Source organism: Chryseobacterium sp. (assembly GCF_019236175.1).
In the GTDB taxonomy this organism is placed as follows: Bacteria; Bacteroidota; Bacteroidia; order Flavobacteriales; family Weeksellaceae; genus Chryseobacterium.
The window spans coordinates 24,217-46,251 of record NZ_JAFAJM010000021.1 but is presented as its reverse complement, the minus strand read 5'-3'; the positions used below and the strand labels follow the sequence as shown (position 1 = coordinate 46,251).

At 37.4% G+C, this 22,035-nt stretch carries 19 protein-coding genes; 10 read left to right on the top strand and 9 right to left on the bottom strand.

Features of this window, described 5'->3' with window-relative positions; all coding sequences use genetic code 11:
- Positions 1-1,143: a cytochrome c peroxidase gene (locus tag JO178_RS19200; RefSeq protein WP_291939309.1), complete on the top strand. Its 1,143-nt coding sequence runs from the start codon at positions 1-3 to the stop codon at positions 1,141-1,143.
- A gap of 97 nt (positions 1,144-1,240) precedes the next feature.
- Here JO178_RS19200 and JO178_RS19195 read toward each other — a convergent pair whose 3' ends face one another.
- From JO178_RS19195 to JO178_RS19165, 7 genes are all read right to left on the bottom strand, one after another.
- Positions 1,241-2,719 (bottom strand): lipopolysaccharide biosynthesis protein, encoded by a 1,479-nt coding sequence (locus tag JO178_RS19195; protein ID WP_291939307.1) that lies wholly within the window; start codon positions 2,717-2,719, stop codon positions 1,241-1,243.
- A complete protein-coding gene (locus JO178_RS19190; protein WP_291939305.1) occupies positions 2,716-3,513 on the bottom strand; it encodes an FkbM family methyltransferase in 798 nt (265 codons plus the stop codon). Before JO178_RS19190 ends, JO178_RS19195 begins: the two co-directional genes overlap by 4 nt.
- Positions 3,514-3,782: 269 nt before the next feature.
- Positions 3,783-4,451, bottom strand: coding sequence for a DUF2461 domain-containing protein (locus JO178_RS19185; protein ID WP_291939303.1), 669 nt, complete (start codon positions 4,449-4,451; stop codon positions 3,783-3,785).
- 423 nt (positions 4,452-4,874) lie between these two features.
- Positions 4,875-6,104: an ABC transporter permease gene (locus JO178_RS19180; protein ID WP_291939301.1), complete on the bottom strand. Its 1,230-nt coding sequence runs from the start codon at positions 6,102-6,104 to the stop codon at positions 4,875-4,877.
- Positions 6,105-6,125: 21 nt separating this feature from the next.
- Positions 6,126-6,875 carry an ABC transporter ATP-binding protein gene (locus JO178_RS19175; protein WP_291939298.1) on the bottom strand — a complete coding sequence of 250 codons (750 nt, stop codon included), beginning with the start codon at positions 6,873-6,875 and terminating at the stop codon, positions 6,126-6,128.
- A gap of 41 nt (positions 6,876-6,916) precedes the next feature.
- Positions 6,917-8,185, bottom strand: coding sequence for an efflux RND transporter periplasmic adaptor subunit (locus JO178_RS19170; protein WP_291939295.1), 1,269 nt, complete (start codon positions 8,183-8,185; stop codon positions 6,917-6,919).
- Between the two features lie 3 nt (positions 8,186-8,188).
- The gene (locus JO178_RS19165; protein ID WP_291939292.1) at positions 8,189-9,499 is read right to left on the bottom strand and encodes a TolC family protein; all 1,311 of its coding nucleotides are present in this window, start codon (positions 9,497-9,499) and stop codon (positions 8,189-8,191) included.
- Between the two features lie 227 nt (positions 9,500-9,726).
- Here JO178_RS19165 and JO178_RS19160 point away from each other — a divergent pair, with 227 nt between their 5' ends.
- The 7 genes from JO178_RS19160 to JO178_RS19130 all read left to right on the top strand — a co-directional run bounded on the left by JO178_RS19160 (position 9,727) and on the right by JO178_RS19130 (position 16,767).
- Positions 9,727-11,424: a DEAD/DEAH box helicase gene (locus tag JO178_RS19160; protein WP_291939290.1), complete on the top strand. Its 1,698-nt coding sequence runs from the start codon at positions 9,727-9,729 to the stop codon at positions 11,422-11,424.
- A 151-nt stretch (positions 11,425-11,575) separates the two neighbouring features.
- A complete protein-coding gene (locus tag JO178_RS19155; protein ID WP_072884742.1) occupies positions 11,576-12,214 on the top strand; it encodes a DUF47 family protein in 639 nt (212 codons plus the stop codon).
- A 17-nt stretch (positions 12,215-12,231) separates the two neighbouring features.
- Entirely contained in the window at positions 12,232-13,374 is a 1,143-nt protein-coding gene (locus JO178_RS19150; protein WP_291939280.1) for an inorganic phosphate transporter, read from the top strand.
- 102 nt (positions 13,375-13,476) lie between these two features.
- Positions 13,477-14,448, top strand: a complete 972-nt coding sequence (locus JO178_RS19145; RefSeq protein WP_291939277.1) for a polyprenyl synthetase family protein — start codon at positions 13,477-13,479, stop codon at positions 14,446-14,448.
- Positions 14,449-14,521: 73 nt separating this feature from the next.
- Complete coding sequence (locus JO178_RS19140; protein WP_291939274.1) at positions 14,522-15,481, top strand: GSCFA domain-containing protein; 960 nt, start codon at positions 14,522-14,524, stop codon at positions 15,479-15,481.
- The gene (locus JO178_RS19135) at positions 15,474-15,998 is read left to right on the top strand and encodes a DUF4269 domain-containing protein (protein ID WP_291939271.1); all 525 of its coding nucleotides are present in this window, start codon (positions 15,474-15,476) and stop codon (positions 15,996-15,998) included. The genes JO178_RS19140 and JO178_RS19135 overlap by 8 nt, the downstream gene beginning before the upstream one ends.
- A 7-nt stretch (positions 15,999-16,005) precedes the next feature.
- Positions 16,006-16,767 (top strand): TatD family hydrolase, encoded by a 762-nt coding sequence (locus tag JO178_RS19130; protein ID WP_291939269.1) that lies wholly within the window; start codon positions 16,006-16,008, stop codon positions 16,765-16,767.
- 67 nt (positions 16,768-16,834) lie between these two features.
- On the opposite strand, the gene JO178_RS19125 is transcribed toward JO178_RS19130, so the two are convergent.
- Entirely contained in the window at positions 16,835-18,142 is a 1,308-nt protein-coding gene (locus tag JO178_RS19125) for a DEAD/DEAH box helicase (protein ID WP_291939265.1), read from the bottom strand.
- 270 nt (positions 18,143-18,412) lie between these two features.
- On the opposite strand from JO178_RS19125, the gene JO178_RS19120 reads away from it, so the two are divergent.
- Both JO178_RS19120 and JO178_RS19115 read left to right on the top strand, forming a co-directional pair.
- Entirely contained in the window at positions 18,413-19,555 is a 1,143-nt protein-coding gene (locus tag JO178_RS19120; RefSeq protein WP_291939262.1) for a hypothetical protein, read from the top strand.
- A 17-nt stretch (positions 19,556-19,572) separates the two neighbouring features.
- Complete coding sequence (locus tag JO178_RS19115; RefSeq protein WP_291939259.1) at positions 19,573-21,291, top strand: T9SS type A sorting domain-containing protein; 1,719 nt, start codon at positions 19,573-19,575, stop codon at positions 21,289-21,291.
- Positions 21,292-21,356: 65 nt separating this feature from the next.
- On the opposite strand, the gene JO178_RS19110 is transcribed toward JO178_RS19115, so the two are convergent.
- Entirely contained in the window at positions 21,357-21,980 is a 624-nt protein-coding gene (locus tag JO178_RS19110) for a porin family protein (RefSeq protein WP_291939255.1), read from the bottom strand.
- Positions 21,981-22,035: the final 55 nt, after the last annotated feature.

Sequence of the window (22,035 nt, the reverse complement as noted above, 5' to 3'; positions counted from 1 at the left end):
ATGAAGGAAAGATATCTTGCAATACTGGCTGTTGCATCAATAATTATAATGTCTGCCTATACCACTAATGATCCGACGGGATATACCGTAAATGAACTGCGCGAATTGTACGGGAGTGGTCATCATTCTCTGTGGCCTAAAATGCAGCTCTTTGATGAAGCGAAAGCAGGATTTCAGGATATAGGTTCTCTTCCTGAAATGACATTTCCCGCGGATAATCCTTATTCCGAAGATAAAGCAGAACTGGGAAAAATGCTTTTCTTTGATCCGCGCTTATCCGGTTCAGGTCAGATCTCGTGTGCAAACTGTCATAATCCGGATTTGGGATGGGCAGACGGAAGCAGAGTTTCCTTTGGACACAACAGACAAACGGGAACCAGGAATGCTCCTACACTGATTAATATAGGATATGCAAAAACATTATTCTGGGACGGAAGAGCCATGACCCTTGAGGAGCAGGTAAAATCACCGATTGAAAATCCGGTGGAAATGAATATTCATTATAAGCTGGCTACAAAAAATATAAGAAAGGTAAAAGGCTATAAAGTCTATTTTGAAAAAGCGTTCGGAACTAAGGATATTACAGAAGAAAGAATTTCTAAAGCGATTGCTACTTTTGAAAGAACCCTGGTAAGCCCGGCTTCCCGTTTTGATAAATTCATAAGAGGTAAGAAAAATGAGCTGACGGATTCTGAAGTCAACGGGCTGCATTTATTCAGAACAAAAGCTAACTGTATCAATTGTCATAATACACCCTATTTCTCAGATCAGAAGTTTCATAATCTGGGGCTTACTTATTACGGAAGAAAATACGAAGACCTTGGAAGGTATAAGGAAACGCTGAAGAATGAAGATGTAGGAAAATTCAAAACCCCGACGCTGAGAGAAGTGACAGATAATAAGCCCTATATGCATAATGGCCTTTTTCCGGAACTCGCCAATGTTGTGATGATGTATAATGCAGGAATGGGACGGGAAATTCCTAAAGCTCATCAGACGAATGATCCGAAGTTTCCACATAAATCTGCAATGATTGTCAGGCTGAATCTTACGGATGATGAGGTATTTGATATTGTAGCTTTTCTCAAAACCCTTAATAGCTATAAATATAAAATGAGGCCACCGGAACTGCCGGTTCAGTAAAAATAAGAGGTAAAATATAAAGAGAAAACGCTCCCAACCGGAGCGTTTTTTTATATTGAATTACCGGAATCTTTGAGTTTTCAGATCCGTATATCGTTTATTTAAACTTGAAAACACTTTTAATAAATCTCATGTTCAGGTAATCTTCTATCGGGAAAATTTTGGTGAAATAATTTCCGATATAGATCAGTAACAGGACTACAAAAGGTTTGTAAACCAGATTGATCAGGTTGCTGCTGAAATTAGGAAGAACAATGGCAACGGTGATCGCCAGAGTACAGATAATTGAAACGAAAATCATTTCAATACTCAACGGAGATACTTTAAATACAATATAATTGAAAATAATTTTTATAACATTGTAAATACTAAGAGAAATAGCGGTAGATAATGCAATCCCAATCAGTTTCAGCTCTGTATTTTTGATGAAATAATAATTCAGTCCGATGGTTAATCCTGCCAGTAAAAGCATCACCAGAATGTTGAATCTGTAATATTTTGAAAGAGAAATGATATTACCGTTAAATCCTGTAGCCAGATCAATTAAAACAGCAGAGCCCCAGATCCAGACTACCGGTTCGTATTCCCGGAGCATAGTGCCGTTTTTAGGCATAAACTGTGTCAGATAGGGGAAACCCACCATAATGCAGGAGAATAATACGGCGCCCAGAAAATATAAAGACAGGGAGGTTTTTTTGTGAAACCGGTCAAGCTCTTCCATGTCTCCGTCAGCAAGTGTTTTATTGATAATAGGAGCTGAAATATTAAACAATCCCAACTGGGGAATGGATATCAGTGAAATAAGCGCATACAGGACAGAATAAATTCCAACCTCTTCCATGCCCATGAATTCTCCGATCATAAAACTGTTGATAGCCAGGTAATTTCCGAAAGTTCCCAGAAAACCAAAAAAACTATAGTTAAAGAAATCTTTCCACAGATTATTTTTTTTGAAATAATCCGTATTGAAATCAAGCTGGATTTTTTCCAGTCTGTTGGTGTAATAAATATATCCGAAAAGCATGAAAGCAAATGTTCCGAAGAAGAAAGCAAATGCAATTTTTTGAGATAAAGCGAAATAATAGAACAGACAAAAAGCTCCCAGATTAGCAATTTTAGGAAGCAGATTATCAAAAATATTGGAAACTACAATTCTTTTATAATTGGAGGTATATTTATTGAAAATAGCACAGAATGAAAGAATAAGAATTAAAGGAAGGATCATTTCTTTAATCTTCCAGGCTTCTGAATGTCTGAATTTCGGGTAAAAATAAGGCAGTATAAAAAATACTGCAGTAAATACAAGAAAGTTGACGAAAACAGTGAGCAATGATAATGACAGCATATTTTGTTTCTTACCGTCTTTTTCTACCCTGTGAAAGAATTTTACATTTGAATATGAAATTCCAAGCACTACAAAAGGAACCAGCATCTCAGCAGCAGGAAGTATATAGCGGAGTTTACCGTAAAATTCAAAATCATTCGGGAAGATGAAGATTGCGGAAACCGTGCCCAGCAAAAAACCAATATAACCGATAATGGAATATTTGAAGCCTTGTCTCGCTACTACACTCATAAACTTGTTTTAGGTATAAAAATAATATTGTTGATGTACTGAGTTTTATTTTTTTCGTCGTTTATATTTTGCAGCAGAATGTCTTCTGTAAGTGTTTCTAATCTAAAGCTGTTTCTGTTGAGGTAGTGAGCCCCGTATCCCCAGCTTTCCACTTCAGCAATTTCATTCCATATAGGTGTTTGGTGATGTCTCTGTTCCATCTCAACCATTAAAGTCGGAAGAAACTGTTTAATGGTTTCTTTAGCTCCGGAAAGTGTCTTTATTTCATTGCCTTCAACATCTATTTTGATGAAGTCCAGTTTGTTAAAGTGTTCTATTGCAGCCCAGTCATCAAGTTTGATGACTTTTACTTTTTCAGTATAGCTTTTTTCCTCACCCTTTTCCTTGTAAGAAGTATTTAAGGTTCCGCGGGAAGCAATTGTTTTTCCATTGATGACAGGAACTTTAAATTCCGCTACCACATTCTCGTCAGAAAGAGCTAAAGGCAGAACTCTCATATGGGGAAACAGTCTTTTCAGGCGGCTGTAAAGTTTTTTATTAGGTTCAAAAGCATAAATATGCTCATGATCCAGCTTATTTTCCAGTTGATAAAGAAATGTTCCCACATTCGCACCAATGTCCAGTATCACAGCATTTTTAGGAAGGTATTCTTTGATCCATACCAGTTCCGGTTCTACATTGCGTTCCGAAAAATTATCTTTGTTAAGATTGTTTAAGTTCTTAAAATATCTTTTTTTGTAGAAATTCGGACTTATATATTGTAGCTTTTCTGCAAGTTTTTGGTATAAAGACATCCTTGGCTTTTTGACGAACAGCAAAGATAAGCAAAAATGTAAAACTTTTCTTAAAAAATGTTAAATATAATGATTTGATAATCAGCTGTTATGGTTTGTCAGCTGTTTTTTGTGAAAAATAAATTTTAACAGCCGGTTGATGGGCTGCGTGAGCTTTTCATCTGATGAACAGCCTATTTCGGACAATCCCGGAAATACAATAAAGAATAAAATTTTTTATTGTATTTTCCCGGGGATAATGATAGGGATAAACCGGATGTTGATTCAGACTACTCTACACGAAAGGGCGTATTCAGAAAATCATTAAACGGTTTCATGATTCTGAATACCTTTGTCAGGTTTTTTACCGCATCTTTGTTCAGGACTTCTTCATCCTTCAAAGGATGCAGGATAATAAAATTTTTAAGTTTCAGATATTCAGCCATCGGGTCTTCTTTTTCAAATCCCTGAGGAACTTTTTTAAGTTTGTCACTTTGGTCAAGCTCAGGAAAATACTTTTTAAATTCTTTATGATGCAAAACTTTCATAAAATCAGCCCCATATAATGAAATTTCCTTTCGGACTTCTTTTAAAACAGAAGATTCAGGCATGTAAATTCCGCCGGCCATAAACGACTTACCTGGCTCCATATGAAGGTAATATCCTCCTTTCTGACTTCCTTTACCCATTCCCAGAGAGGCTCCGAAATTGGTTTTATAGGGTGTTTTGTCTTTTGAAAACCGGGTATCTCTGTAAATTCTGAAAAGTGCTTTTTTAGCATCTGTTCTGGCAAGCTCTTCCTCGAAATCCGCCATTTCTCTTATGAGGTCTTCCAGAAAAGAAATAACATTTCCCTGTGACTCTGTGTAGAGATCTTTATGCTCATTAAACCATTCACGATTGTTGTTTTTTGTCAGTTTTTTTAGAAATGTGAAGGTTTCCGGTTGTATTGTATTCATTTTGTGATGGCAGTTTTGTTAGTATTTTTATAAAATGATGACTCAGTTTATGAATTACGAAGTTAAAAAATAAACTTACGTTGACCAAAAATTAGACTGGAGTTTACATATTCATACGTTTTCTTTTTTAGCTTTAAAATGCCCGCTCATTACAACTTCATTTTTATGAAATATCTTAAAAAAAAATCAAGAGGTAGTTTGAAAAAATTATAGGGAGGAAAAACTTAGAGTTATGGATCTTATTGCAGCAGAGCAGGAGAGCCATGCGGAAATGATGCGTATCAGTGCTATTGGCAGGTCCTTAATAGGGATCTGCATTTCTGAGATGTGTTCCTAATCATTAAATGATTGGATAATTGTTAGAAAAAAACAAGGCTGCCTCAAAAAGAGGCAGTTTTTTATTATGAAAATTAAATTGGGTAATCACTCGTATCTCAATGCTTCAATAGGATCAAGTTTAGAGGCTTTTAATGCCGGATAATATCCAAAAAACACACCGGTTACAGCACAGACAATGAAGGAGATGATAATAGAAGACTCCGTGATAAAAGTAGGCCAGGATAAAAAGAAAGTAACCAGTTCTGAAGAAAGAATTCCCAGAGCAACTCCAATAATCCCGCCGGTAATACTGATGAGAACAGCTTCAATAAGAAACTGATATAAAATATCTTTTCCCCTTGCCCCGATAGACATTCTCAGTCCGATTTCTTTTGTTCTCTCCGTTACGGAAACATACATGATATTCATAATTCCGATACCTCCTACAATCAGGGAAATACCGGCAATAGCAGATAACAGAACCGTAAGAAGCTGACTGGTGGAGCTCATGGTAGAAATGAGTTCAGCCTGGGTTCTGACACTGAAGTCATCGTTATTTCCATCCGCAGGAAGTTTATGTTGTTTTCTTAAAATTTCTGAAACCTGATCGGTAGCCTGCTGTGAGGTATTAGCATCAGTGGAAGCGGCATAGATAGTCTGAACGTAGGTAATTCCCAGAAATCGTCTCTGAACGGTATTAAAAGGAGCAATGATGACATCATCCTGATCCTGTCCAAATGCATTAGAGCCTTTTGTTGCTAGTACCCCGATTACTTTCATCGGAACTTTATTGAACCTGATGATGCTTCCTACCGGATCATCTCCGTTGGGAAAAAGGTTGGTGTAAACCGTTTGTCCTAAAAGACAGACTTTATTAGATGTCGTGACATCTTTTTTAGTGAAAAGATTTCCGCTTGCAATATTCCAGTCTCTGATTTTAAAGTATTCTTCATTCACGCCCTGAAGCTGTGTAGGCCAGTTGTTGGGTCCGTTGATGGATTGTCCGTTAGCCTGTACGGCAGGAGAAACATAAGAAACATCCGGAGCTCCTTTGGAAATAGCATCTGCATCCTGTAGTTTTAAAGTCTGTAAACCTGAAGCCCCGATTCTGGCCCCTCCTGAAACATTGACATTACTCGATGGACGGATCGTAATCATATTGGAGCCCATGGATGAAAGCTGATCACTGATGCTCTTTTTTGAACCTTCCCCGATAGCAGTCATGGCAATGACCGATGCAACACCGATGATGATTCCAAGCATGGTAAGGAATGCGCGGAGTTTGTTCCGTAAAAGAGCTTTCCAGGCAATTCTAAAGAGGTTGGTGAGGTTCATTATAATTAATTTTAATTTAAACTATTGATAGTCATCATTCATAGGAAGGTTTTCCAGAGCGTCTTTAGCAGACTTTATATTATCATTTTTTACATCTTTTATGACTTTTCCATCTCTTAAAGTGACGGTTCTGCTGCTGAAAGTGGCAATGTCGGGTTCATGGGTGACGAAAACAATGGTTCGTCCCTGTTTATTCAGATCCTGCATAACCGCCATAATTTCATAGGATGTTCTGGTATCAAGATTTCCGGTGGCTTCATCGGCCAGAATCATTACGGGCTCATTTACAAGGGCTCTGGCGATGGCAACTCTCTGCTGTTGTCCGCCGGACATTTGATTGGGAAGATGGTCTACTCTGCTTTCTAACTTTACGGCAGCTAAAGCCTGTAATGAGCGCTTATGACGCTCTTCTGCAGAAACTTTCGAATTATAAAGAAGCGGAAGTTCTACATTTTCCCGTGCCGTGGTTCTGGGAAGAAGGTTGTAGGCCTGAAAGACAAATCCTATCTTCTGATTCCTTAAAACAGCCAGCTCATCCCGATCAAGATTTTTGATATTGACTCCATCCAGAATATAGTCTCCGCCTGAAGGTTTATCGAGACAGCCTATAATATTCAGTAAGGTAGATTTACCGGATCCGCTGCTTCCCATAATGGTCACAAATTCACCTTTTTCAACCGAAAATGTTACCCCTTTCAGGGCATGAACGATTTCTTCGCCCATTCTGAATTCTCGTTTAAGATCCATGATCTCAAGAATTTTTTCAGCCATAACTTTATATTAATTTAATTGTCAGTTGCCGGTGGCTCTTTTTATCTTGGTCCGCCGCCACCGCCGCCGCTGTTTTTATTATTACCGCCACCTCTTCTTTGAGGCATAAACGGGCTTTTGGCCTGTCCGCCGGAAGTTTTTTTGGAAAGGGCTTTGTATCCGGTAATAATGTTATCATTTTTATTCAGTCCTGAAATAACCTGTATTTCCGTATCATTGTCCAGTCCGGTTTTTATTTTTTTACGGGATAGGGTACTGTCTTTCGCAATAACCCAGACTGCGGCTTCATTTTTCTTGTCTGTTCCTTTATTTTGTTTTTTCCATTGCCCTTTTTCATGTTTTTTACCGTTGGCAAAAGGGGAATTTACTTTATATTTCTGAACAATCAGGCTGTCCGGTCTGAAGCTGGTAGCCGCTGCTGGTATTTTCATTACATTTTCTAAAACCTCAGTGTAAATGGTGATATTGGCTGTCATTCCCGGCTTTAATTTTAAACTGGAATTATCTGCGTTAATGATTGTGGTGTAATTCACAACATTCGATGATACAGTAGGGTGGAGACGAACTTCTGCTACTTCACCGGTAAATGTTTCATCCGGGAAGGCATCCACCGTAAAAGTGGATTTCTGACCTACTTTTACATTTCCGATATCCGCTTCATCTACAGAAGCACGAACCCGCATTTTAGTAAGGTCTTTTGCTATACTGAATAGAGTAGGCGTACTGAAACTGGAGGCAACGGTCTGTCCTTCGCTTACATTTCTGTTGAGAACAGTTCCGTCTATCGGAGAATAAATATTGGTAAGGGACAGGTTTTTATTGGCGGTAGAAAGCTGGGCTGTTACCGTACCTACCTGTGCTTTTGCCATCTTGTACTGATTGTTTGCGTTATCAAAATCTGCTTTGCTGATAGCTCCCACTTTATAAAGCTGGGATTGTCGGTTGATGTTGATCTCATTATAGGCGAGATTGCTTTTGGCATTTTGAAGGTTAGCCTGATATTGTTCTGACTGAAATTTTAGCAGATCCGGATCCAGCGTAGCCAGAAGCTGTCCTTTTTTTACGGTTGAATTAAAATCAACGTAAATACTTTTGATAATCCCCGATACCTGAGTACCTACAGCCACCGTATCCACCGGTTGTATGGTTCCTGTGGCAGTAATGGATTTTGAAATTTCTCCCATCTCAGGTTTAACCGTTTCCAGCTGGATTTTTATTTCTTTCTCTCTGATGAAGAAAAACCAGACTGCACCAATAACAATGATGCCGCCCACAACCCAGTACAACCATTTTTTATTTTTTGTTTTCATCGTTTACTTAAGATTTATAGGGTTACCTGCATAAAATTCGTAGATCTGTTTGTTGAGTACTGCAGTATATTTAGCCTGAAGATAATTCTGAATAGATTGTATATAGAGTAGTCTCTGCTGCTGAAGCTGCACATAATCAATACTGCCGATTTTCATTTGAGCATTCATAATATCATACGTCTGTTTATTAATGTCAAGTTGCCTTGAGGCGGAATCATACTGAGAAACCGCATTTTGAAGACTGATATAGGATTGCTCCACCTGTTGATTAAGAACGGTTTTGGTGTTCAGTAAATCCAGATTGGCCTGTTCAATGGCAATTTTTGATTTTTCAATTTGTGTTTTATAAATCCTGTTATTGTAAATAGGAATTCCCAAACTTAATCCGACAGGCATATAGAAGTTATTTCCCAGCTGGTTAAAATAATTTCCGCTTCCATTGGCATAGCTGGTGGAAATATTGCCTGTTACGCTTAGGGTAGGTTGTATGGAAGCCTGGGCCATTTTCAGGTTGGTATTGGAGTTTTCTATATTAAGTTCTCCGTATTTTACTTCTGGGCGTTGGTTTTGTGCTAATGTTTGTACTTCCTGTAAGGGCTTTAGCTGATCATCCACTACAATACGATCCGGTTGTGTAATCTGAAAATTATATTCGGAAGGGAGTTGTAGTAATTGTTTTAAATTGACAATATCGGTTCGTAACGTATTTCTTGCCGATGTTAAATTGTATTCATCCTGTGCTACCTGTGCCTGAATCTGAAGGTAATTTAATTTTGAAATATTACCGGCACTGTAAAACTGATCTCCTTGTTTTAATTGAGTCTGGGTTGTTTTCAGAACGCCCTCCAGGGATACAATATTTTCCTGTGTCATGAGAATGCTTAAAAAAGCCTGTGTGATACTTAGGGTAATATTATTTTGGGCTTCCAGTACCGACAAATCGGCCATCTGCACCAGTAGATTTTTTGAAGATTCATTGTTTTTTATATAACCTGCATGATACAATGTCATAGAGGAGCCAAGCCCGATACTTTGGGACGGAACGCCGGTAGCCTGTAGCCCGTTTCCTCCATTGAGGGCAAAAATTCCCTGAGATACGGTTCCGTTTAAACTGGGGTATTTTGCATCTTTAGCCTGAAGAAGATCCTGCTCGGCAGAATTTTTAGATAATCTCAACGAGTTGATGGAAATATTATGTTCTTTTGCATATTCAATACAGTTATCCAGTGTCCAATTTGCTGGGTAACTGGACGTTTGTGCAAAAATTTCAAGACCCGTAAAAGAGAATGCCAGAAGGAAAAATTTGCTTTTCATGGTTTTATTTTTGAAAATTCATAAATAATACAGAAAAAATCAATCCAATTTAATAAAAAAAAATAATGTTTAACAACTTTTTAACCCAAAGCTTATTTTTTTGGATTTAATTTTTAAAAAATTAAAAATATATTAAAGGATTCTGAATTTAAGTTTGTATATTTAATACTTTGTTCAAAAACAAATCAAATAATTATTGTATCTTTGCAAAAATTTTAAAATAGTTAATGAATTTATTTACGGAAACCAATTTAAGTCCTGATATTCTTAAGGCAATTGGCGAACTGGGTTACGAAAGCCCAACAGAAATCCAAAAACAGACTATCCCTTTTATTCTTTCAGATATTCGCGATTTGATCGCACTTGCGCAAACAGGGACAGGCAAGACAGCAGCGTTTTCGCTTCCGATTTTGGATATGATTGACGATACGAGTCGCAAAATCCAATTATTGGTGCTTTGTCCGACACGGGAATTATGTCTTCAGATTTCTAAAGACATAAAGAATTACTCTAAATACATGAAAGACATCAAAACCACTGCGGTATATGGTGGAAGCAGTATTGTAGAGCAAATGAGATCTTTGAAGGATAAACCGCAAATCATTGTGGGAACTCCGGGAAGAGTAATCGATCTTATCAACAGAAAAGCATTAGATTTTTCTGCTATTCATTGGTTAGTATTAGACGAAGCTGATGAAATGCTTTCTATGGGATTCAAGGATGAATTGGAAACCATTCTAAGCGAAACTCCGGAAACTAAACAAACTTTCTTATTCTCAGCTACGATGAATAAAGAAGTGGAAAGAATTTCCAAAAATTACCTTACAAAACCACACCGTATTTCAGTAGGTTCTATCAATGAAGTGAAAAAGAACATTACTCACGAATATTATGTAGTAGGGTACCGTCAGAAAAAAGAAGCATTAAAAAGATTAATTGATGCAAATCCTAACCAGTATTCCATTATCTTCTGCAGAACGAGAATGGAAACTCAGGAAGTAGCAGATTTCTTAATGCAGAACGGTTATGCAGCTGATGCCCTTCACGGAGACCTTTCTCAGGCGCAGAGAGATACGGTAATGAAGAAATTCAGATTGAAAAATATTGATATCCTTGTAGCAACGGATGTTGCAGCAAGAGGATTAGATGTGAACTCTCTGACTCACGTTATTCACTTCTCTTTACCTGATGATCCTGAAGTATTCGTTCACAGAAGCGGAAGAACAGGTAGAGCAGGAAAAGACGGTATTTCTATGGCTTTAATCAAGCCTGAGGAAAGCAGAAAGCTGAAACAAATCAAGTCTGCTACTAAAATTGAAATTAACGAAAGAACAATTCCTACAGGAGATCAGATTATCAAAGCTCAGGTAGGTGGTGTTTTCGAAAAATTATTGACGGAACACGAAGATCTTTTCGAATTTGACGATAGTTTAATCCCGGATCTGAGCAATTTTACCAAAGAAGAACTGGTACACCAGTTGCTACAGTTCCAGCTGAAAGATCTCGCTTTATATTACAAAGATAAACATGATCTTGTGGAGCAGAAGTTAAGCAGCAGAGATGATGATTACTCAAGAAGAGATCGTGGACGCGACAGAGACAGAGACAGAGGAAGAGACAGAGACAGGGATCGCGGAAGAGACAGAGATCGTGGTGGAAAACCAAGAAGAAAAGATGAAAACATGGTGAGATTCTTCTTTAATCTTGGGAAAAAAGACCATTTAAAGAAACTTGATGTTTTAGATATTATCAATAAAGCGACTGCTGGCGGAAAAAGCAAGAAAAGAGCTGAAATCGGTGATATTGAGATCTTAGAGAAATTCTCCTTCTTCGAAGTAGAAAAATCATTCAAAGACAATGTTCTGAGCAATATTCAGTCTATGAAATTCAAAGGAAAAGATATGAGGGCTGAAGTGGCAAACTAAGCCTTATTATGATCATACAAAACCGGCATCATTGCCGGTTTTTTTATTTGATAATCAGATGTTCATGTAATGTTAACAAAACTTAATGTTAGATAGTTTCAGGTAAGATCCTTTTTTAAGAAATTTGCACACGAATTATAAATACTAAAAAATGGGAATTGGTAATATTTTCCACGCTTTTCAACCAAAGGATAAAATCTTTTTCGTACTTTTTGAAAAAGTAACTGAAAATCTAGTTGCAATGTCTGAAGAATTCAATGCAGGAATCAAAGATTTCGATCTTAATGACGATTCTATGTTGAAGAAAATGAGTGACTTTGAGCATAAAAATGATGAACTTACTCACGAAATCTTCGTAGAATTAGGGAAAAACTTCATCACTCCTTTTGACCGTGAAGATATTCACACACTGGCAACGGGACTGGATGATATCGCTGATTATATCTACGCTTCTACAAAATATATCTTCTTGTACAAATCACCAGAAATGAAGGCATATTCTGACTTCTCTTTACTGATTCACAAAGCATGTCTTGAGATTCAGAATGCCATGAAAAACCTTAAAGGGTTTAAAAACATGGAGCAGGTGAAAGAAGCTTGTATCAAAGTAAACTCTATTGAAAATATTGCGGACGATTTATTGTCTAATTCAATGGTGGAATTATTTGAAACAAACGATGCCATCAATATCATCAAAGTTTCATCTGTATTAAACTATCTTGAAGTAGTAACTGATAAAGCAGAAGATGTTGCCAATACGATTGAAAACATCATGATTAAATACGCCTAAACAATACATAGCAAAAAATGGAATTTCCGATTTTACTTGTAGTTATTATTGGATTGGCGCTTATCTTCGATTACATCAATGGTTTTCATGATGCAGCCAACTCAATTGCAACTATAGTTTCTACAAAAGTTTTAACTCCATTCCAGGCTGTACTTTGGGCGGCACTTTGGAACTTTGCAGCATTCTTTATTGCTGCTTATATCATTGGAGAATTCAAAATTGGTAATACAATTGCCAAAACAGTTAATGAGAATTTTATCACCCTTGAAGTGATCTTTTCAGGTCTTGTGGCAGCCATTGCCTGGAACCTGTTGACTTGGTGGTTCGGAATCCCTTCATCATCGTCACATACATTGATCGGAGGGTTTCTGGGAGCAGCACTGATGCATGCATTTATGCTGGATTATCATGAGGTGGCGGCAGCACAGCCGGCTCTTGGTTTCTGGGAGACCGCTAAGGAAGCTTTCAATCAGGTAACTCACCAGAGTGTCGTTAAATTTGATAAAGTAATTCCTATCTTCCTGTTCATTTTCATGGCTCCGATCATAGGGATGATTATCTCCATCATTATCACTTTAATTATTGTTCACCTTTATAAAAGATCAAACCCACACAAAGCGGATCAGTCTTTCAAAAGATTACAGCTGGCTTCTTCAGCTTTATTCAGTTTAGGACACGGACTGAATGATGCTCAGAAAGTAATGGGGATCATCGGGGCAGCATTAATTTACTACCACGTTGAAATGCTTCACGATCCGGTTTATCTGAATATTCCTGCAGCAGGACGTTTCGATTATTTTGCTCAGCATTACCTTTGGGTTCCTTTGGTATCGTTCTTAGCAATTGGTTTAGGAACCATGAGTGGTGGCTGGAAGATCATCAAAACAATGGGGACTAAAATTACAAAAGTAACTTCACTGGAAGGGGTAAGTGCAGAGACTGCGGGAGCAATCACATTATTTATCACAGACCACTTTGGTATTCCGGTATCTACAACACATACAATTACAGGTTCCATCATCGGGGTAGGATTAACAAAGAGAGTTTCAGCCGTAAGATGGGGAATCACCGTAAGCTTACTTTGGGCTTGGGTACTGACGATTCCGATTTCAGCTATTGTAGCAGGGATCACTTATCTTATCGTAACCTTCTTATCTTAAGCTGTAAATTAAAATATTCATACAAACTTTGTCCATCCGGGCAAAGTTTTTTGTTTTATAAAGCCTCGAAAAATTGTATTTTTGTTCAAATTATAAGATTTTATGGAATTTTTAGACAGATACCAGCAGATCGTTGGTGACGCCATCAATAAGTATACTTTTAAAGATAAACCTACGGAACTGTATGATCCGATGAATTACATTATTTCCCATGGCGGAAAGCGTCTTCGTCCCATTATGGTACTGATGGCATGTGATCTGTTTGGAGGAGATCTTAAACAGGCTATAAAGCCGGCTTTAGCGATCGAGTTTTTCCATAATTTCACGCTGATCCATGACGATATTATGGATGAAGCTCCTTTAAGAAGAAATAAACCTACTATTCATACTTTACATGGAATTAACGTAGGAATTCTTTCCGGAGACGGGCTGATGCTTAAAGCGTATAAGTTTTTTGAAGATCTTGAACCTGAAATTTTTAAAGCCTGTATCAGAATATTTACCCATACAGGACTTTTATTATGTGAAGGACAGCAGTATGATATCAATTTCGAAACCCAGGAAAATGTAACTTTTGATGATTATATCAGAATGATTACTTATAAAACCGGAGTATTAAGTGCTTCTTCATTCGAGATCGGAGCGTTAATTGCCAAAGCTGATTTCAAAGATGCTAAAGCGATTTTTAATTTTGGAAAACACATCGGTATAGCATTCCAGATTATGGATGATTATCTTGACGTATTCGGAGATCAGGCTCAGTTTGGAAAAAAACACGCAGGAGATATTTACGAGAATAAGAAGACTGTTCTTTATTTGTTGGCCAAAGAGCATGCAACGGAAGAAGAAAGAAAAGAACTTGATTACTGGTATTCCAAAAAGACAGAAAACGTTGATAAAATCTACGGGGTTGAAAAAATCTTCAGAAGAACAAAAGTGGATGAAAAAGCACTTCGGTTAATTGAAAAACACAATGAAATCGGACAAAGTTATCTTCAGAAAATTGATATTCCGGAAGAAAAGAAAAAACCGTTTATTGAACTGGCCAATTATTTATTGAGAAGAGAGAGCTAAATAGAGGAAGCAGATGATAGGGAGTAGGAGCAGCTTATCTGCTACCTATTTCCTGCCGCCTAACATCTATACAATGAAATTCAGAACCGAAGTTGATATTAGAACATCAGAAAAGAAGATTGAGATTGAAGACCGGATATTTTCAATAGGCTCATGTTTTGCTTCTGAAATGACAGATTTACTGCAGCAGGGGCAGCTTCAGACATTGAATAACCCCTTCGGGACCATCTTTAATCCTCATTCCATTTGTAATGAAATTAAAATTCTTCATGATTCAGCATTTTATGAAGAAGAGGATCTGATCACATATAATGATGAGTACATCTCTTTGGATCATCATACCGGTTTTGATACGCGGTATATTCATCAGACTTTAGATAAAATCAATACTGCTATTGAAGCGGGAAATGCATTTCTTCAGGAAGCAGACTGGGTGATCATCACCTATGGAACATCCTTTATTTATGAATTTCTTCCCAAGAAAAAACTGGTAGCCAACTGTCATAAGATTCCTCAGAAATTTTTTCAGAAAAGACTGCTCTCTCATCAGGAACTGACTCATTCCATCTATGATACTATTCTTGAACTTAAGGATATTTGCAAGGAAGGGGTACAGATTTTATTTACCGTTTCACCGGTAAGACATACCAAGGACGGAATGGTAGAAAATCAGCTGAGTAAATCAAAACTGATCACCGCCATTCATGAATCTATATCAATGTTTGAAAATTGTCATTATCTGCCTGTTTATGAGGTTCTTATGGATGATCTCAGAGACTATCGTTTTTATAAGGAAGACATGATTCACCCAAGTACTCAGGCTGTTAATTATATTTTTGAAAAATTTGGTGATTCTTATTTCTCAGAAGAGACAAAAGACTTTATCAAAGAAAATTTCAAAATAATAAAAGCGCTGGAACATAAAACAAGTGATAAAAAAGATCCTAAATTCATAGAATTCAGAGAAAAGCTGGATCAGAGAATTAAAAATCAGCAGGAAAAGGTTAAGCATAACATATTTTCAAATGACTGATTTTACAAAGCTTGATTATTTGAAAGAAGGTAGCGGAAAGCAAAAAAGAGCTTTTGAAATCCTTACCCGATACAAGGTTTTTGAAAAACTGAGTATCTATTCACCGGTTTTAGCGGGAACCATTCCTATTGACATTGATGTGGAGGGAAGTGATCTTGATATTATCTGTGAAATTGATCTGGCCGCTAAAGAAAATTTTTTGAATCATATTACAGCAACTGAGCTGATTCCGCCTGATGCAGAGATAAACGTTGAAGAAATGGTGGTAAGAGGAGAAAAAAGTATTGTACTGAATTTTATGCTGGAAGAATTTCCGGTTGAGATTTTCGGACAAAATAAACCGGTTATACAGCAAAATGCTTATAGGCATATGATTGCTGAGTATAAAATATTGCAGGAAAAAGGAGAAGAATTTAAACAAAAAATAATAGAGCTGAAAAAAAGGGGAATAAAAACAGAACCTGCATTTGGTATGCTGATGAATCTGGAAAACCCCTATGAAGATCTGTTAAAATGATAACAAAATGATTGATACACATACACATTTATATGCTGAAGAATTTGATGAAGACAGAAGAGAAGCTATTCAGCGAGCTTTAGATAAAAACATTACAGCGTTTTATCTTCCGGCTATAGATTCCGAATCTCATGAAAAAATGCTGACATTGGAAGCTGAATATCCGGGGCAGATTTTCTCGATGATGGGATTACATCCGTGTTATGTAAAACCTGAATCCTGGGAAAAAGAGCTGGAACTTGTTAAAACTTATCTTGATCAAAGACATTTTCCGGCAATTGGAGAGATCGGAATTGATTTGTATTGGGATAAAACAACATTGGACATTCAGGTAAAAGCTTTTGAGCAGCAGATTGACTGGGCAATAGAAAAAGATCTTCCGATTGTGATCCATACAAGAGAAAGTTTTGATGAAACTTTTGAAGTACTTGAGAAAAAGAAACATCCTAAACTGAGAGGGATATTCCATTGTTTTTCCGGTAATCTGGAACAGGCAAAGCATGCTATAGACCTCAATTTTATTTTGGGGATTGGAGGTGTCGTAACATTTAAAAACGGTAAAATAGATCAGTTTCTGCACGAAGTCCCTTTGGATAAAATTGTGCTTGAAACAGATTCTCCCTATCTGGCGCCGGTTCCGCACAGAGGGAAAAGAAATGAGAGCGCTTATCTTGATCTTGTAGCAGGAAAGCTGGTGAATATTTATGGAAAAGATTTTTCAGAAATAGATAGGATTACCACCGAAAATGCGAAGAAACTTTTCCGATAAAAGCAATTATAACATTGCTCTTTGCTGAAAAAATAAAAAGCTGCCTCAATGAGACAGCTTTTGTATTTTATTTCTTCCTGGTGAAGTTCTTGTTTTTAGGCTTTTTAAATCCTACCGGAGCGGATCCTTCGGTTTTCTTTTTATTATTATTGTTTTTAGGACCTCTTGAAGGTTGTCTCGGACCTTGTTTATCTGCTCCTGCAGACATCGGTTTATTATTTGAATCTCTTTTCTGAGCTACAAGATCATCTGTATGGAACGGATGATCCTTTACCACAGGGATTTTCTTTCCGATTAATTTTTCCGTATTCTTTAGGTTAAGAAGATCCAGCCCGTCTACAAAAGAAATGGATGATCCTTCAGCACCTGCTCTTCCTGTTCTTCCGATTCTGTGTACGTAAGTTTCAGAAACATCTGAAAGTTCAAAATTGATCACAAACTTTAATTCATCAATATCAATACCTCTTGCAGCAATATCTGTAGCTACAAGTATTCTTGTTTTTCCTGATTTAAAGTTGTTAAGGGCATTCTGTCTCGCATTTTGAGACTTATTTCCGTGAATGGCTTCTGCAGAAATATTGTCCTTCTGAAGTTTTCTGGCGATCTTATCGGCACCGTGTTTTGTTCTTGAAAATACCAGTACAGAATCTGCAATGTCATTTTTAAGAATGTGAGACAACAGATTCAGCTTATTCTCTCTTTCTACAAAATAAACCGACTGCTTGATCGTATCTGCTGTAGAAGAAACCGGGGTTACTTCTACTTTTACAGGATTGTTCAGAATCGAATTAGCCAGTTTTTGAATTTCTCCGGGCATCGTCGCAGAGAAAAACAAAGTTTGTCTTCTTTGAGGTAAAAGTTTAATAATCCTTTTAACATCATGTACAAACCCCATATCAAGCATTCTGTCCGCTTCATCAAGAACAAATATTTCAAGATTTTTCAGGCTGATAATTCCCTGAGCAATAAAGTCAAGAAGTCTTCCCGGAGTTGCTACTAAAATATCAACCCCTTTTTTCAATGCAGCCTCCTGATTTCCCTGTTTTACCCCTCCGAAAATAACGAGTTGTTTTAGAGGGAGATATTTACCGTAAGCATTGATGTTTTCTTCAATTTGAATAGCTAATTCTCTTGTTGGAGTAAGAATTAAAGCTTTTATATGATTATTAGAAATTTTATTCTTAGATAAATTTTGTAAAATAGGAATGGAAAAGGCTGCAGTTTTACCTGTTCCCGTCTGGGCACAGCCTAAAAAGTCTCTGCCTTCTAATATATCAGGAATAGATCTTTCCTGAATAGGGGTAGGAGTGGTGTATCCCTGTTCCTGAATTGCTTTAGCAATAGGTTCTATAAGTTGTAAGTCTGTAAAATTCAAATGAATGATTTTAAAATTTTAAATAAAAATTCTCTCAGTCTGAAAGAATTACATTTTGCAAAGGTACTCTAAATATTTTTAAGAATTCATGTGTTCTATGCGAGGGTAAACAATTCATTTTCATTTATTTTTTTATTATCCATAAATGGAATTTTCATTTATAATTTAATGTGTTTTTAATTATATTTTTAAAATTATAATAAATTTTAATTATTTTATATCATATTATTCATTTTTATGCTATATATTTGAGCGTAAACTAATTTAATCATGAAAAAAACAATCATTTTACTTGCCGCTGTTTGCGGTCTGGCAGTTCATGCCCAATCGTGGAATCTTACAGGAAATTCAGGAACGGCTCCCGGAACTAATTTTATCGGAACAACAGACAATCAGTCCCTGGTATTTAAAACCAATAATACAGATAAGCTGAAAATCACACCTGGCGGAAGATTTATCTTTTTTGATGTGACTTCAGCCGGTCAGGTATGGGACAGGAATCTGTTTTTCGGTGGCGGATATGATAATCCTACAGGTCTGTTGAATACAGCTTTCGGAATGGGAACTTTTACGATGAACTCAACCGGAGGGGCCAATGCCGCTTTCGGAGGTAACGCGATGTCTCTTATGACCAGCGGCGATATGAATGTAGCCATAGGTGCCAATAGTATGCGGCTTACCAATAGTGGTTCAATGAATACTGCGCTGGGAATGAATGCGATGGAAAGCTTTAAGACAGGAGCAGGAAACATAGGGATCGGTAACAGTGCGATTGGATCAGGATATCTGACCGGAGACTATAATGTGGGGATTGGAAAAGACGCCCTGAGGTATATCGGGACAGGAAATAATAACACGGTCGTGGGGGCCAGTTCGTTTGGTGGGATGACCTCCGGAAGCAACAATATTGCTTTGGGATTTTCCAACGCCAATACGATTCTTTCAGGAAATAACAATATTTTTATCGGAAATTCCATCATTCCGTATATGTCAGCTCCTCAAAATGAATTGAATATCGGGAACTGGATCATCGGGAACAACGGGACTATCGGTATCGGAAAGTTTATCAGCCCGCTTCCGGCTGACGGAATTACTTCAGACGGACTAAAATACAAGCTTTTTGTAAAAGAAGGGATCAGAACGGAAAAAATAAAAGTGGATATTGCCCCGGATAACGGCTGGGCAGATTATGTTTTTAAAAAGGATTACAAGCTGATGCCACTGAACGAGCTGGATCAGTTTATTACGGAAAACGGCCACCTTCCTGAAGTTCCCACCACAGAGGATGCCATTAAAAACGGAATAGAACTGAAAGAAATGAACATCCTTTTGTTAAAAAAGATTGAAGAACTGACGTTGTATACCCTTGAGCAGCAGAAAAGGATTGATGCGCTGGAGAAAAAAATTAAATAATTCAATAAATGATTATAATGAAAAAAATTTATATCACATTATTGATGACAATACCTTTACTCATTTTGTCTCAGAGGCAAAATGATAACTGGTATTTTGGAAGCCAGGGCGCCGTGAATTTTTATAATCAGACCCCTGTAGGCATAAGTACAAGCAGTATGTATGCTTTGGAGGCCTGTGGTGCCGTAAGTGACGACGGAGGAAATCTTCTCTTTTATATGAATGGCGAAAAGATCTGGAACAGGGACAATCAGGTGATGCCCAACGGTACTTTGCTTGCTCCTTATCAGAATGATTCGGCACAGCAGCTCGCCATTGTAAAAAATCCTGCAAATTCTATGCAGTATTACGTATTCATTACCGGAGAAAGCAACGGAATGTCAAATAAGATCAGCTATTCGATTGTAGATATGTCCTTAGGAGCTATCGGATATAACGGTGCACCATTGGGTGATGTGGTACAGGGAGCCAAAACAATTCCGGTTCTGAGCAATACCGGCCAGACATTTACTTCTGAAGCCATTACGGTGGTTCCCAATGTTCTCGATGAGTCTTTCTGGGTTCTGATCCCGAACGGAACAAAACTGTACAGTTATAAAGTCAGTCATCAGGGGATCAGTAATGGAAACCCGGTGGTGAGTGATTTAAATTTTCCTGTAAATTTAGGCTCTAGCAAGTATTATTCTATAAAACCTTCTGCGAAGATTCCTAATAATTACAATCATAGTTATTCGCATTATATTTGCGTTTCTTATTTCAATGATACTGCTACGCCTAATCCTACTTTTACCAATAAAGTATATTCATTCAATTCCTCTACCGGAATGATCACTCCGGATTATTCACTGCAAATTGACGGTATACGGGGCTATGTTCCGGAATTTAATAAAAATGCTTCCGTCCTCTTCCTGGGGCATCGGAATATCCACGCGATTGATCTTGTTAATTCCACCCCTTCCAATGTTCAGCATATGGAAATTTATCATCCTGCTGTTGATCCGCAATTTGAAGAACTGGGAATTCAGAGAAATAAATACGGAGATATCTATATAAGCCGGTCCAATAATATCTATCTGGGTAAAATTCTTAATCCGGATGTGTATGGTCCGTCAATGGGGGTCAATATGAGTGCTGTTCCTCTGGCTGCCGGAGGAACCCGTTATGGATTACCACAGCCTGTGGAATCCCAGTATGATGTAACGCCCTATTCTCCGTGTATGGATCAGCTGACCCTGAGTACTCCGGAAATTCACGATAATCTTTTTACCTATAATGTTGCCAAAGAAATTAAAACGATAGGAAATTATCAGGTAACCGCAGATCAGGGGATCATCATGAATTCAGGAAACAACATCACGCTTTTACCCAATACTCTGATAAGAGCTTACCGGTATATTGCTAAAATTACGACATGTGACCCCAATGCTGTAAGCAGATCTTCAGGGAATATAGCAAAAGCAAACGCTCCTGTAAGTATGTTCTTAAACCTTGATAAAGGTGAAAGGAGTAACCAGAATACAGAGGTCAGGATATTTCCTAATCCCGTTAAAGATATGCTGAATATTTCAGCATCCGGAAAAATTAAGGAAGTTGAAATCTATGATATTTCCGGTAAAAGAATAAATGCGGAGATCAGGAATAATCAGGTGGATGTTAAAAATATTCCGGCGGGTTCTTATGTGATCAGAATTGTTACCGATACTGGAGTGGCTAACAAACAGTTTATCAAACGATAATATTGAATATGAAAAAATGGTTGTCCGGATTCGGGCAACCATTTGTATTTCTGATGATGGTTAACTTAATTGAACCTGTATCCCACTCCTGCCTGTAAGAAGCCGATTTTTGTAGGAACAGCATTCGTTTTATTGGCTTCAAAAAAATTGAAATTGTATCGGGCATCCACGAAGAATTTATCATTAATCTTATATTCCGCACCCAGAAAAGGAAAGAGGTTCAGTGTTTTTATACCTTCAGCATTATCGCTGCTGACTTCACCAAAAGTAGTATCCGCTTTTGTTTTGGATGAAATATTAAATCCGAAATTCATTCCCACAGAAGCAGAAAAAGCAGGTACAAAATAATATTTTACAGAAACAGGAACCTGAATCTGATTGAGCTTGTATTCAAACTTCATATCATTTTTGTTGACTATTTCATTCCCTATCAGCTGAGCTCCCTCAAATACAGTTGAGCCGCCGAGCTGGGTATATAATACTTCAGCCTGTAAACCGAATTTTGAAGACAGAGAATGTTCAGCTACAATACCTGCGTAGAAATAAGATTTTGAATCCATTTTCTCCCCGTAAAATTTCATATCTGACAGAGAATAACCTCCTTTTACTCCAAAATTTATCGTTGAATCCTGTGCTGAAACAACCGTAGATATGGCCAAGAACAGAGCCGATAAAATAATCTTCTTCATTTTATTTTTTCAAGTTAAATGATTAATGTTTTTACAAAAAGAAATTCCTCCCGAA